This window comes from Microvirga yunnanensis (genome assembly GCF_025460875.1).
The window spans coordinates 139,610-153,438 of record NZ_JAMXFI010000005.1 but is presented as its reverse complement, the minus strand read 5'-3'; the positions used below and the strand labels follow the sequence as shown (position 1 = coordinate 153,438).

Here is a 13,829-nt window from a genome sequence, read left to right as displayed (position 1 = left end):
CCGATCCCATCTCGAACTCGGCCGTTAAACCCCTCAGCGCCGATGGTACTGTGTCTCAAGACCCGGGAGAGTAGGTCATTGCCGGGCCTGCCAAGGACAACCGCCTCTTTGACGATCTGACAATCACCCCGCGGTGTCTTGTGAAAACGAGCGCCGCGGTTTGTGTTTGTCTCCCCTTTGCCTTCGAAGCCCGCTTCGAAGGCCCGACATTGCCGCGGGGTGGAGCAGCCCGGTAGCTCGTCAGGCTCATAACCTGAAGGTCACAGGTTCAAATCCTGTCCCCGCAACCAAATCACATAAGCCCTCGCGAGCAAACCGCTCCGAGGGCTTTTGCGCGTCGCAAGACCGCTCGACACTCCCAAGCCCAACAACACCGCCCAACAACACCAAACCTTGCGCACAGGCCGACAGCCCAACCCAATCACAACGCGCGACAGGGCTGCCTCGCATCGACGATCAGGGGATGAACCCCGCGTTCGCTGCATGAACACGGCACACGCGCACACTCAAGGGTCGTTCGCCCGCGCCAGCTCGTCAACTGTCCCTGGTGCAACCGTTCGGAATACGGGGCCTTGAGCGCTTGCCGACCTTTCAGCCGTTGAGGAGCCCTCGTTCGCGATTAGGGTAGGGGCGGGCGGCAGCCACCACCGCAGCAGCTCGATTGTTCACGCCGAAATGGCGGAAGATCGCCGCCATGTGGATCTTCACGGTTCCCTCGACGAGCTTGAGCGCGAGCGCGATCTCCTTGTTGGTCTTTCCCTGGACGAGAAGGTCGAGAACTTCCCTCTGTCGAGAGGTCAGAAGATGCGCCGGAGCGGCATGATGAGCGGTCTGCCGAGGGCGTGACACTTCGCTGACCCGCGGAAGCGGCTCGATCGGCTCGGGTGATAGGTCCGCAAGGCATGGAGGCACGTAGACGCCGCCTTCGAGAATGGTCGCCAGCCTCTTCACCAGTTCCGCGACCGGGAGGTTCTTGAGCACATATCCATGGATGCCCGCCTCCAGGGCCACGAGGATATCGCGACGTGATGCCGACATGGAGACCGCAGCAAGGCGCACGCTCGGGAAGCATTCCCGCATCGAGCGCAGGTTGGTCGGAGTTTGCGCCCCGTGCATCGACAGGTCCAGCATACGGCTCCGATTTGACCGTTCTCCGTCAACTGCTCCAGCGCCTCGTCCAGGGACGACGCCTCGATGATCTCCGTGAAGCCGAAGCGTTGGGTGAGTATTGCCGACGCAGCAACGCGGAAATAGGAGTCCTTGTCGGCGATGAGCCCCACGCGGCCGCCCGTACTCATCAAGATATGCCCCAGAGTTCTCTTCGTTGCCGTTACTTTATGGCTCCTCGATTAATTTTCTGTGTTCGTCGTGAGCCAGATTATTGCGCGATAAGGTTCTGGCGCCCTGCTTGCGGATAAAGTTGCGTTACTGTCTCGATGCTGCCCTTGAGGAGGCGGAACGCCATCGTCTCTTGCCCGACTCCTTGCTCAGAGGCCCTCCGGCCCAATAGGGATCCAAAGACAAGGACAGGCGGTTGTGATCAGAGACACCAATCGCGAGCGGTTGTGACGGCCGATGGAGATCGCCTCCGCCTTTCAAATAATGCCCTCTGACGACGAGGAGCGCCCGGGCGCCTATGCCCGGTTTCCCTATGACCGCGATCTCGTCCGCCGGTTTCGGGAGCATTTCCCGCGGGCGCGGTGGCGGGCCGGGGAGGAGCGCTGGTTCGTGCCGGGAACGACGGCCGCGCAGCGGCTGACCACCTGGATGGCGCAGGAGCTGGAGACCCTGGACCGGCACGCCGATGCCAAGGGTCGCGATGCCTTCGTGTTCGAACCTCTCGAGAGCCCCTACCTGACCGTCGCTGACGATCTGATGGTGCGCACGCCCTATTCGCGCACCATCGTGGACGCACTGCGGTCGATCCCGTGGGCCCACTGGGATCCCGAGGGCAGGGTCTGGCGGGTGCCGTTCCGCTCCTACGAGGACTTGAAGCTGCGCTGGCCCGAGATCGAGGAGGCGGCGCGACGCAACGAGCCCGAGGCCCGCCGAAGGCGCCGCGAGGAGAAGAGACAGGAAGGCCCGGATGAGGCTGCGCCGCTGCAGGCGGAGCGCCGCCGCAGGCGCTACCCGGTGCCGGTCGACGAGCTGCCCCCTCTCGGCTTTCCGCTCTCGACCCACAATTGGGGCGTTGTCGTGTTCGAAGCCATCGACGTCGATCCCATCGACGATCCCGCCGCGGCCGGGCTTTACGCCCATCTGCAGGGCGATTCGTCGCGACACGTCTGGGGTCATTGGCGGATGCCGACCCTCCAGGAGATCTACCGCACGCGACCTGTCCAGGCCGAAGAGGCGCCCGAGATCCGCTCCGCGCGGGGATGGTGGTGGTCGAGCCGCGACGAACTGAGGGAGAGGGCGCGAAGACTGCGGGAGGTGGAGCGGGCTCAGCGCTCGCGACAATACACCCGCAAAGCCTCGATCGACGCCTGAGACGGTGCCGGGCAGGGGCCGCATGACGAATCCAGGCCGGAGCCCGGATTGCGAACGCAGGGTCGGCAGTGTTCTCGAGCGCATCGTACGAAAAGAGGATCCGGTTTTCACTCGCGTGGCCCTGCGGGTCACGTCCGATGCTCGAGCCGCATTTTTTTGACGGTGAACCGGATCCAGTTCAGCGAAATTGCTCGAGTCCCCGGCCTCGCGCCGGCCATGCCCCGGCAGGGGAGAGCCGCGCCCCTCTCCCCGTCGTCACCGGCCTTGTGCCGGTGATCCCGATGTGAGGGGCGCTGCACTCGATCGTATCGAGATGGCCAGCGAGAGGCGGGTGATGACCGGCCGGCCATGACGTGGAAAGGTCGTGCATCCCGATATGCCATTCTCACGTCATCACCGGGTTTGTCCCGGTGATCCCGATACGGTGGAGCGCGGCGCCCCGAAAGTTCGGGATGGCCGGCACAAGGCCGGCCATGACGTGGGAGGGTGTTGTTACCGGGCTTGTCCCGGTGAACGCGACCGGACGACCGCCGAGCGCATCAGGCGGCCCTTCGGGTCAACACTCAACGATGCTCCAGCCGAGAGTGGAGCATCGGATCGATCCCAAAAGTGGGCACCACTTTTCACGTCCGAGACTCGAGCGCATCTTGCGGACGAAAGCGGGTCACTGACGTGGCCCTTCGGGGCCGCACTCAACGATGCGCCCGCCAAAAGTGGACCTACTTTCGGGGTCGATGCCCTCGAACGGCAAACCTCTAGAAAGGAATGTCGTCGTCGAAGTCGCTGTGCCGTGAGCCGCCGGCCGGCTCCGGCCTGCGCTCCATCGGGGACGCCCGCCCGAAGTCGCCGCCGCGGCTGACCTGGCCCGGCTCGTCGTCGCCGAACTCCGAGGCCCCGCCGCCGCCGCGGCTGTCCAGGATCGTCAGCTCGCCCCGGAAGCGCTGCAGCACCACCTCGGTGGTGTACTTCTCCTGGCCGCTCTGGTCGGTCCACTTGCGCGTCTGCAGCTGGCCCTCGAGATACACCTTCGAGCCCTTCTTCAGGTACTGCTCCGCCACCCGGGCCAGGTTCTCGTTGAAGATCACCACCGAGTGCCACTCGGTCTTCTCCTTGCGCTCGCCCGTGCCCTTGTCCTTCCAGGTCTCCGACGTGGCGATCCGCAGGTTCACCACCGGCTCCCCGTTCGACAGACGCCGCACCTCAGGGTCCCGGCCCAGATTCCCAACCAGGATCACCTTGTTCACACTGCCCGCCATCGGACGCTCTCCTTGTTCACGTGAGGCAGTTCTGGGGCCAAGGACGCCGGGCGGCAAGCTGGGCCGTCGCTTGTGCACAGCCCTGTCCCCAGGTTAGATCCGGGCTCCCGTGCCGGAAGGACGCCGTCGAGGAAACCTGTCCCATGCGCCCTGCGGGGCCGCCGGCTCTCAGACCTCGAAGAGGTCGCCGGCCTCGACCAACGCCGTGGCCTTCCTGTCCGGCCGGGGCCACGGCTTCGCCCTCCCCGATCCGTCCGCCTCGCAAAATGCATCTCGCCCGAGGTCTTCGCCATCATGCGAGCGCCCCTGTCCTGCGCCGCCTCGCCCTCCTGAAGCGCCCTGTTGTCGACGTTCGCAGGTGCGTCGAGCGAGCCGATGTTTCTGGTCGGGCTCCTGACGACGGTGCCAGCCGGGCGAGTTGTGTCGGGACTTCCTCGGCGCCGCGGCCCGGTGTGGTCTTGCCCCGAATCGACACCGACACGCCGGGCCGAAGAGAACGCCAGGGCCTCGCGGGCATCGGTTGAACGAAACTGAATAACGTGTCATGAAAAGCAGCCTGACACTGAGGAACCCTATGACAACCTACCGCATCACGACCAAAAGAAAGCCCCTGAAAGGAACGATCGAGGACGATTCCTTCTTCGGCTCGAAATTCAAGGACATTTTCGACGGCCGCTCGGGCAACGACACCATGTTCGGCGGCGACGGCAGCGACAGCCTCACCGGCGGCGACGGCGACGATTATCTTCACGGCGGCGCCGGGTCGGACAAGATCCTCGGCGGCCTGGGCGGAGACGATCTCGTCGGCAATCTCGGCGACGACAGACTCTTCGGCGGCGACGGCCGGGACGACCTGAGCGGCGAGGAAGGCAACGACACGCTCTATGGGGACAAGGGCCGCGACAATCTCTCCGGCGACGACGGCAACGACAAGCTCTACGGCGGCGACGACGATGATTCCCTGTCCGGCAATGACGGCAACGATCGGCTGGATGCGGGCAAGGGCGACGATTACCTATATGGCGGAGCCGGCAGCGACAACCTGTCCGGCGGGGCCGGAGACGATGTCCTCGAAGGTCGCGACCCATCCGTCATCGTCGATCCCAGCATGCCGGCGCCCGTCATGGGGCATGACAGGCTCCTTGCCGGAGACGGCAACGACAGGGTTTCGGTCGAAGACGGTGATTATGCCCTGGGCGGCAGGGGCATGGACGTGCTGAACGTCCAGCTTCACGGGAACCCATCGTCGGACTACACGGTCTACGCGGTCAATTTCTCGAAGGTGACCGGCAGCCGGGCCGCGGATTTCGGCTACAATGGCATCAAGGCCGGGCAGTTCGAGAAGATCGACGTCTCGGTCTACGACATGGATTCCGGGAGTGTCGTGACCGGCTCGAAGGGCAACGATACGCTCTACGGGAGCGGCAAGGGCGGCACGATCGACGGCGGCGGGGGCAACGACACCCTCTCGGCCTATGGCGAAACCGCCAGCGCCGCCGGCGCCGGGATCATGCTCGTCGGCGGCCGGGGCGACGACAAGCTGAGCGGTTCGGGCAACGTCACCCTCGTGGGCGGATCGGGCGACGATCAGTTCATCCTGAGCCGGTCCTCGAGATGCACGATCGCGGACTTTTCGGGCAAGGACTACTTCCTCGTCCAGGCGAGCAGCTTCCGGTACTACGATGGCGACCTCGAAAAATTCGTCGATCCGGTCTTCGATCCGAGCAATTGTCTCGTGATGGGAACGGACCCGAAGGCCACCACGGCTTTGGCGCAGTTCCTCTACGACACGGACGACGGCAAGCTCTACGTCGACCTCGATGGGACCGGGCTGAAGTCTGATCTCCAACTGGTGACAACCTTGGCCAACAAGGCGGCCCTCAAGGCGGCGGATTTCGCCTTCGTGCTGTGAAGCCGGTCACCTTGAGCCGAAGGCCCGCCCCGGCGGGCCTTTTGTTTGTCCGAAGCACGGCGCATGGATCCGCTTGCCCGCCGTACCCTCTTTGTTCTAGGATCAAACACCTGGAATCATCCGCCGCATTGCACCGGCGGGTGAGGCATCACATATGCGGGGACCGGCCTGACGAGGCTGGATTTCCTCAAAAGGCTAGCGGGCAATGGCTAAACTCGACGATCTGTTCAACCGCGCGAAGGCGGGAGACCCGGATGCGCGCGTCATCTCCGTCCGGGGGGCGCGGGAGCACAACCTCAAGAACGTCGACCTCATGGTCCCGCGGGACAAGTTCGTGGTCTTCACGGGGCTGTCCGGCTCCGGCAAGTCGTCGCTGGCCTTCGACACGATCTATGCCGAGGGGCAGCGCCGCTACGTCGAGTCCCTGTCGGCCTATGCGCGCCAGTTCCTGGAGATGATGCAGAAGCCGGACGTGGACCAGATCGACGGTCTGTCGCCCGCCATCTCCATCGAGCAGAAGACCACCTCGAAGAACCCGCGCTCGACGGTGGGCACCGTCACGGAGATCTACGACTACATGCGTCTGCTCTGGGCGCGGGTCGGCATCCCCTATTCGCCCGCCACCGGCCTGCCCATCGAGAGCCAGACCGTGTCGCAGATGGTCGATCGGGTGCTGGAGCTGCCGGAGAAGACCCGTCTCTACCTGCTGGCCCCGGTGGTGCGCGGCCGCAAGGGCGAGTACCGCAAGGAGATCGCCGAGTTCCAGAAGAAGGGTTTTCAGCGCCTGAAGATCGACGGCGAGTACTACGCCATCGACGAGGCCCCTGCCCTCGACAAGAAGTTCAAGCACGACATCGACGTGGTGGTGGACCGGATCGTGGTGCGGGCCGACATCGCGGCGCGCCTGTCGGAATCCTTCGAGACGGCGCTCGAGCTCACGGACGGCATCGCGGTCATCGAATATGCCGACGACAAGGACGAGAAGGGCCAGCCGAAGCGAATCGTCTTCTCGTCCAAGTTCGCCTGCCCGGTCTCCGGCTTCACCATCCCGGAGATCGAGCCGCGCCTGTTCTCCTTCAACAATCCCTTCGGCGCCTGCCCGACCTGCAGCGGCATCGGCCACGAGATGCGCATCGACGAGGCGCTGGTCGTGGACGAGACGCTCTCGCTCAAGCGCGGTGCGATCCTGCCCTGGGCGAAGTCGACCTCGCCCTATTACGGCCAGACCCTCGAGGCCATCACCAAGCACTTCAAGGCGTCCATGACGAAGCCCTGGACGGAGCTTCCGGAGAAGGTGCGCGACGTGATCCTCTATGGGTCGGACGGCGAGACCATCCGCATGGCCTATGACGACGGGCTTCGCGCCTACGAGGTGAGAAAGCCTTTCGAGGGCGTGATCCCCAATCTGGAGCGCCGCTACAAGGAAACCGAGAGCGACTGGGCCCGCGAGGAGATCGGCCGCTTCATGGGCGAGACCCCCTGCGAGGCCTGCGGCGGCAAGCGCCTGAAGCCGGAGGCGCTCGCGGTGAAGATCGCCGGTTCCGATATCGGCGACGCGACGGCGCTCTCCGTGAAGGACGCCCATCTCTGGTTCAGCGACCTGTCGAAGAAGCTCACCAAGAAGCAGAACGAGATCGCGGGCCGCATCCTCAAGGAGATCCGCGAGCGCCTCACCTTCCTGGTCGATGTGGGCCTGGAATACCTGACCCTCGCCCGCTCGTCGGGCACCCTGTCGGGCGGCGAGAGCCAGCGCATCCGCCTCGCGAGCCAGATCGGATCGGGCCTCACGGGCGTGCTCTACGTGCTCGACGAGCCCTCGATCGGCCTGCACCAGCGCGACAACGAGCGCCTGCTCGTCACCCTCAAGCGCCTGCGCGATCTCGGCAACACGGTGATCGTGGTCGAGCACGACGAGGATGCGATCCTGCAGGCCGATTACGTGTTCGACATCGGCCCCGGGGCCGGCATCCACGGCGGCCAGATCGTCGCCGAGGGCACGCCCGACGAGATCATGGCCAACCGCAAGTCGCTGACGGGCAAATATCTGACGGGCGAGATGTCCGTGAAGGTGCCGGGCAAGCGCCGCAAGCCCGACCCGAAGCGCAAGATCAAGCTCGTGGGCGCAAAGGGCAACAACCTGAAGGACGTGACCGCCGAGATCCCCCTCGGCACCTTCACGTGCATCACCGGCGTGTCCGGCGGCGGCAAGTCCACTCTGGTCATCGACACGCTGTACAAGGCCGTGGCGCGCAAGCTCAACGGCGCCCTGGAGCATCCGGCGCCGTTCGACCGCATCGAGGGCCTGGAGCATCTCGACAAGGTCATCGACATCGACCAGTCGCCCATCGGCCGCACCCCGCGCTCGAACCCGGCCACGTACGTGGGAGCCTTCACGCCGATCCGCGAGTGGTTCGCAGGATTGCCGGAAGCGAAGGCGCGCGGCTACCAGGCGGGCCGCTTCTCCTTCAACGTGAAGGGCGGCCGCTGCGAGGCCTGCTCGGGCGACGGCGTGATCAAGATCGAGATGCACTTCCTGCCCGACGTCTATGTCACCTGCGACGTGTGCAAGGGCAAGCGCTACGACCGCGAGACCCTCGAGGTGAAGTACCGCGAGAAGTCCATCGCCGACGTGCTCGACATGACGGTCGAGGAAGCCCGCGAGCTGTTCAAGGCGGTGCCGTCGATCCGCGAGAAGATGCAGACGCTCGCGCGCGTCGGCCTCGACTACGTGCATGTGGGCCAGCAGGCGACGACGCTCTCCGGCGGCGAGGCGCAGCGCGTCAAGCTGTCGAAGGAGCTGTCCAAGCGCGCCACCGGGCGCACCCTCTACATCCTCGACGAGCCTACCACGGGCCTTCACTTCCACGACGTGGCGAAGCTGCTCGAGGTGCTGCACGAGCTCGTCGACCAGGGCAACACGGTCGTGGTCATCGAGCACAACCTCGAGGTCATCAAGACGGCCGACTGGGTGATCGACATGGGCCCCGAAGGTGGCAGCGGCGGTGGCCAGATCGTCGCCCAGGGCACGCCGGAAGAGATCGCCGAAGCGCAGGCGAGCCACACCGGCCGCTTCCTCAAGGAAGTGCTGGAGCGCCGCCCCCTGAAGAAGGAGTCCCCCGCCAAGGATGCCGCAAAGGATTCCGGCAAGAAGGCGCCGGCGAAGAAGGACAAGAAGGTGACCCGGCAGGCGGCCGAGTAGGCCTGCCGGTCCTCACCGGGACGAGAGCCGCGCCAAGGCTTCGTCCGCAAGCCTCCTGGTCAGATCGCCGGCGGATGTCTCCCGGGCCAGGCGGGCCGCCTGCCCTGACCAGAGCGACATGAAATCGCCCGAGCCGAGGGGCTCGGATGTCTGACGCAAGGGGGCGAGCGCGCCGCCTGCAAGCGGAAATGCGGGCGCGTCCACCGCTATCGGGCCGACCTCCCGCATGATCCGGTTGACGATGCCCCGCGCCGGGCGCCCGGTGAAGACGTTCGTCAAGGCCGTCGTCTCGGCGTCCGCACCCTTGAGCGCCTGTCTGTGGACTGGGGATATCATCGCTTCCGGGGTGAACAGATACGCGGTCCCGATCTGCACGGCCGACGCGCCGAGGGCGAGTGCCGCCACGATGCCCCGCGCATCGGCGATGCCGCCCGCGGCGATCACCGGCACCTTGACGGCGTCGACCACCTGCGGGACCAGGGCCACGGTGCCGACCTGGGTCGAGATGTCATCGCTCAGGAAGAGGCCGCGATGGCCGCCCGCTTCGAAGCCCTGCGCGATGATGGCGTCGCAGCCCTCGCGTTCGAGCCAGCGCGCCTCCTCGACGGTCGTCGCGGAGGATATCACCCTGGCGCCGGCGTCTTTCACGCGCGTCAGCAGGTCCGGTCGCGGCAACCCGAAATGAAAGCTCACCACCTCCGGCCTGAACTCTTCGACCAGGCTGAGAAACGTCTCGTCGAAGGGCGCACGCGTCGACGGCGGGGTCGGGAGGTCCGGGTCGAGCCCGAGTTCCCGATAATAGACGCTCAAACGCTGCTTCCAGGCCGCTTCCCGCCCGGCGTCGAAGACGGGAGCGCGGTGACAGAAGAAATTGACGTTGACGGGCTTCGACGTCGCCTGCCGGATCCGGGACAGTTCCTCCCTCGCCTTGTCATGGCTCAGCAGCGCGCAGGGCAGCGAACCCAGGCCTCCCGCCTCCGACACGGCGACGACCATGTCGGACAGGTTGGCACCTGCCATGGGAGCCTGGATGATGGGACGTTCGATCCCGAAGAGATCGAGAACGCGTCGATCTTTCCACATGTCCGCGGCCTTTCCTGTCCGAGCGGAACGAGAGCGAGAGCACCGTTCATGACGCGGAACGCACTTTAGAGCATCGGCCCCAAAAGTGGACCCACTTTCGGGTCCGATGCTCCCCTCTTGGCTGGCCCATCGTCCGGGCCCCTGTCCTGATCGCTCGGCCGGTCCACCACCCCGTCATCACCGGGCTTGTCCCGGTGATCCCGCTTCCGAGAGGCGCCGCGCTTCACCTTATCGGGATGGCCGGGACAGGCCCGGCCATGACGTGGAGGGTAACAGGAAGGGCGGAGGATGCCATGACGTGGGAGGGTGTTCGCACCGCCTCACACAACCCTCCACGTCATCACCGGCCTTGTGCCGGTGATCCCGATTGTTTGAAGCGCCGCGCCCCACCGATCGGGATGGCCGGCGAGCCCGTCCCGGCCGCGTCGGGGGAACGACGCCGCCCTAGCCTTTTGAGACCTTGCGCGCCCGGGGCACCGGCGCGATCATCCCGGGCTTTTGCGGCGGAGGAAACGATGGGCGCCACCGATACGGCCTTTGCGGGGTCGATTCCGGCGATCTACGAGCGCTATATGGGGCCCCTGCTGTTCGAGCCCTATGCCGAGGACTTGGCGGCGCGTCTGAAGGACATTACCCAGGGGAGGATCCTGGAAACGGCCGCCGGCACGGGCATCGCCACGCGGGCCCTCGCGAAGGCGCTGCCGCCGCAGGTCGAGATCGTCGCGACGGATCTGAACCAACCCATGCTCGATCACGCTGCGGAGCGGCTTCAGGCGCCGAACGTCACATGGCGGCAGGCCGATGCGCAGAGGCTTCCGTTCGAGGATACGTCCTTCGACGCGGTGGCATGCCAGTTCGGGGTCATGTTCTTCCCCGACAAGCTGGCGGGCTACCGCGAGGCCCTGCGCGTGCTCAAACCCGGCGGACGCTTCCTGTTCAGCGTGTGGGACGCGCTCGACCGCAACGAGGTCAGCCGGATCGTCTCGGATACCGTCGGAAAGCTCCTTCCCGACGACCCGCCCCGTTTCTACGAGCGCGTGCCATTCGGCTATTCCGATCCGGACCGGATCCGGGGCGAGGTGCAGCAGGCCGGGTTCGAAAACGTGGAGATCGTGGTGGTCGAGAAGGTCGCCCGGGCATCCTCATCCCGGGATGCCGCGATCGGCCTCTGCCAGGGCACCCCACTACGGTCCGAGATCGAGGCCAGGGCCCCGGAGCGCCTGGAGGAGATCACCGACAGGGTGGCCGATGCGCTCGCGGCCCGGTTCGGCTCATCGCCGGTCGAGAACCGCATGAGCGCCCTGACCGTGACGGCCTGGCGCTGAGGGACCGGGCGACGGGGTGGGAGCAAAAGGCGCGTCTCCCATGGAGCGCGCCCTTTGCGTGTGACAGGAGCGCCTCAGCGCGCCGACATCCGGCTCATCAGACGGCAGAGCGCCTGCATGTCGGAATCGTACCCGTCCGGCGAGGCTGCGACCATGGCGCAGCTGCGACGCAGCTTCATGCGGTCGTCGTTGCTCATCTGGCGGATCTCGGCCCTGAGACGTTCCACCTGGCCGGGCCGATCCGGCCGCCCCGGATTGACGCTTCCCGTCGCGGATGGACTGCGCACGCTGCCGGTGCCCAGGGAGCCCGGGTTCGCGAGGCCGCCCGTGGCGCCGCTGCTGCCGATGCCTCCCGCCCCAATGGTCCCGACGGAGCCGCCCGTGCCGCTTCCGGCACCGGCGCCGCCCCCGATCCCAATGCCGCCCCCGACACCGATGCCATTCGAGCCCCCGACCCCGGCGCCCACGCCGGCATTCACCCCGCGCGAGCCGCCGACGCTCGCGCCGAGGCCCGCCGTTACGCCGCCGGATCCGCCGACATTCGCGCCCAGACCTGCATCGACGCCACTGGGGCCCCCGAGGCTCGCGCCGGCGCCAGCCGTGACCCCGCCGGATCCGCCGGCGCTGGCGCGACCGCCCGCGCTTAGTCCCGACGAGCCGCCGACATTGGCCCCGAGCCCGGCGCTGACTCCGCCCGTGCCTCCGACATTCGCGCCGGCTCCGGCCGAGACCCCGGTCGGTCCGCCGATACTGGCTCCAGCCCCGGCCGCAACTCCGTTGGAGCCGCCCACATTGGCGCCGAGGCCTGCGCCCGTTCCGCCGGAGCCCCCGATGCTTGTCCCAAGGCCGGCTGCGATCCCGCCGCTCCCGCCGATAGTCGCTCCCACGCCGGCGGACACTCCGTTGTCGCCGCCAAGGCTCACGCCGAGCCCACCGCCGAGGCCCTCCGAACGGCCGCCGCTCCCGCCGCGGTCCCGCGCTGCAGCCGGCTGCCACATCAAAGAAGAGATCAGAAGAACCGCCGCACCGCACACTGAAGTCTTGCGGCTGAAGCCAAACAACCGTCCACGCGAATGCATCTCTGTACTCCCTAGGAGTTACCCCGTCGGGGCTATCGCATGAAAAGACTCAGGCTTGAGGACATTAGTTCCACATCTTTGAATATTTATCGCAGGAAAAATACTTCCACCGCAGGTCAATACGATACAACATGAGTAAACAGTGCGAATATACATCACACTGTTGCTGTCGATTGGAGTGGCGCAGCGATTGCATCGTGCGGACGAAAGCGGGTCGCTGACGCGGCCCTCTGGGTCCGTCCGTTGCTCTAGCACGGGAGAGCCGCGTCCCTCTCCATGTCGTCTCCGGCCTTGTGCCGGTGATCGCGATCCTCTGAGGCGCGGCGCCTCTCGGATCGGGATGGCCGGCGAGAGGCGGGTGGTGACCGGCCGGCCACGACCAGGAGGGTATCATCACCGGGTCACACCACCCTCCCACGTCATCACCGGGCTTGTCCCGGTGATCCCGCTTCTGAGAGGTGCCGCGCATTTCCGATCGGGATGGCCGGCACAAGGCCGGCCATGACGTGCGGGGGGAGCAGCACCGGGCTTGTCCCGGTGATCCCGATCGAAAGACCGCCGAGCGCATCCTGCGGACGAAAGCAGGCCGCACTCAACGATGGGCCGGCCAAGTGCGGAGCATCGGATCCGGTCCCACACCTGGGTCCACGTTTCACGTCCGATGCGCGAGCGTTGCTTGAAGGTTTGCCCGGGATGGGAGTCTCAGCCGGTCACAGGCTTCAATGCACGGTGCTGTTCAGCTGCATGGAATGGAGAAGCGTGCCCTGGGAACACACGATGTCGAGCCGCCATCCGGACCAGTCCGCGACGTCCGAGCCGATCTCGCAACGCAGTTCGGTGACGGCAAGGAGCGCCTGATCCTTGGCACTCTCGAGGTCATGAACTTCGATCCCTGTATTGTCGACGATCTCTTCGTGATCGTTCACAAGGTGAAAGAAGCAGCGCATTTCGGGACCGTCACCCTTATGAACAGGCTGGAATCTGCTATCCGCTTTTGCCAACGAAGTGAAGACTCCACCCCGGCCCGGCAGTCATTCGTCTTTGGTCGAAGCCTCGCCCACAGGGTCGAAACTGTTCAACTCGACCCAGCCGATATCGGGCCTCGGCGCCGGAACGAGATAGGCCCGCCCATCCTCGAGGCGCTCGATCCTGCAAGCGATCGCCCGCTGGTCTCCGGGAGGACGATACACGACGATCGCCCCGACCTGGATCCGGTCCGAGTTGCTGGCGGTCGGGGTCTCAGGAACCGATGGCGGCTCAGGGGCCTGGAGCGCGTCCGGGCCGCCATTCGCCGCCCTCACCCGGTCGAGAGCCGCGATCGCCAATCTCGCCCTGTCGCGATAGCGCTCGCCCACGGACCTCAGGAGAGCGCCGCGCGTGCGCCCGGGATACCACGAGGTGCCGCCGGCCTTCGCCAGTTCCTCCGCAACGGCTTCAATCTCTTCGTCTGTCACGCCCGCCCCCAGACATTCTACGCCACCCTTA

The 13,829-nt window shown here is 66.0% G+C and carries 10 protein-coding genes, 1 tRNA gene and 1 rRNA gene; 6 read left to right on the top strand and 6 right to left on the bottom strand.

What is annotated here, in order from left to right; all coding sequences use genetic code 11:
* Together rrf and NF876_RS04505 are read left to right on the top strand one after the other, a co-directional pair.
* Positions 1-87: ribosomal RNA gene (rrf, locus tag NF876_RS04510) — 5S ribosomal RNA — on the top strand; the annotation flags it as partial.
* A 126-nt stretch (positions 88-213) separates the two neighbouring features.
* Positions 214-290, top strand: a tRNA-Met gene (locus NF876_RS04505).
* 301 nt (positions 291-591) lie between these two features.
* Here NF876_RS04505 and NF876_RS04500 read toward each other — a convergent pair.
* A complete protein-coding gene (locus NF876_RS04500; RefSeq protein WP_262267647.1) occupies positions 592-1,131 on the bottom strand; it encodes a LuxR C-terminal-related transcriptional regulator in 540 nt (179 codons plus the stop codon).
* Positions 1,132-1,575: 444 nt separating this feature from the next.
* Here NF876_RS04500 and NF876_RS04495 point away from each other — a divergent pair, with 444 nt between their 5' ends.
* The gene (locus NF876_RS04495; RefSeq protein WP_262267646.1) at positions 1,576-2,490 is read left to right on the top strand and encodes a hypothetical protein; all 915 of its coding nucleotides are present in this window, start codon (positions 1,576-1,578) and stop codon (positions 2,488-2,490) included.
* A 755-nt stretch (positions 2,491-3,245) separates the two neighbouring features.
* Here the strand turns inward: NF876_RS04495 and ssb are convergent.
* The gene (gene ssb, locus NF876_RS04490) at positions 3,246-3,746 is read right to left on the bottom strand and encodes a single-stranded DNA-binding protein (RefSeq protein WP_262267645.1); all 501 of its coding nucleotides are present in this window, start codon (positions 3,744-3,746) and stop codon (positions 3,246-3,248) included.
* 574 nt (positions 3,747-4,320) lie between these two features.
* Between ssb and NF876_RS04485 the strand changes: the two genes are divergently transcribed.
* Both NF876_RS04485 and uvrA read left to right on the top strand, forming a co-directional pair.
* Positions 4,321-5,658, top strand: a complete 1,338-nt coding sequence (locus NF876_RS04485) for a calcium-binding protein (protein WP_262267644.1) — start codon at positions 4,321-4,323, stop codon at positions 5,656-5,658.
* 205 nt (positions 5,659-5,863) lie between these two features.
* Positions 5,864-8,857, top strand: a complete 2,994-nt coding sequence (uvrA, locus tag NF876_RS04480) for an excinuclease ABC subunit UvrA (protein WP_262267643.1) — start codon at positions 5,864-5,866, stop codon at positions 8,855-8,857.
* Positions 8,858-8,869: 12 nt separating this feature from the next.
* Here the strand turns inward: uvrA and NF876_RS04475 are convergent, their stop codons facing one another.
* Positions 8,870-9,940, bottom strand: a complete 1,071-nt coding sequence (locus tag NF876_RS04475) for an NAD(P)H-dependent flavin oxidoreductase (protein WP_262267642.1) — start codon at positions 9,938-9,940, stop codon at positions 8,870-8,872.
* A 515-nt stretch (positions 9,941-10,455) separates the two neighbouring features.
* Between NF876_RS04475 and NF876_RS04470 the strand changes: the two genes are divergently transcribed.
* The gene (locus tag NF876_RS04470) at positions 10,456-11,265 is read left to right on the top strand and encodes a class I SAM-dependent methyltransferase (protein ID WP_262267641.1); all 810 of its coding nucleotides are present in this window, start codon (positions 10,456-10,458) and stop codon (positions 11,263-11,265) included.
* 74 nt (positions 11,266-11,339) lie between these two features.
* Here the strand turns inward: NF876_RS04470 and NF876_RS04465 are convergent, their stop codons facing one another.
* The 3 genes from NF876_RS04465 to NF876_RS04455 all read right to left on the bottom strand — a co-directional run bounded on the left by NF876_RS04465 (position 11,340) and on the right by NF876_RS04455 (position 13,798).
* A complete protein-coding gene (locus tag NF876_RS04465; protein ID WP_262267640.1) occupies positions 11,340-12,344 on the bottom strand; it encodes a hypothetical protein in 1,005 nt (334 codons plus the stop codon).
* Positions 12,345-13,063: 719 nt separating this feature from the next.
* Positions 13,064-13,291: a DUF6894 family protein gene (locus NF876_RS04460; protein ID WP_262267639.1), complete on the bottom strand. Its 228-nt coding sequence runs from the start codon at positions 13,289-13,291 to the stop codon at positions 13,064-13,066.
* An 84-nt stretch (positions 13,292-13,375) separates the two neighbouring features.
* Positions 13,376-13,798, bottom strand: a complete 423-nt coding sequence (locus NF876_RS04455; RefSeq protein WP_262267638.1) for a hypothetical protein — start codon at positions 13,796-13,798, stop codon at positions 13,376-13,378.
* Positions 13,799-13,829 lie beyond the last annotated feature (31 nt).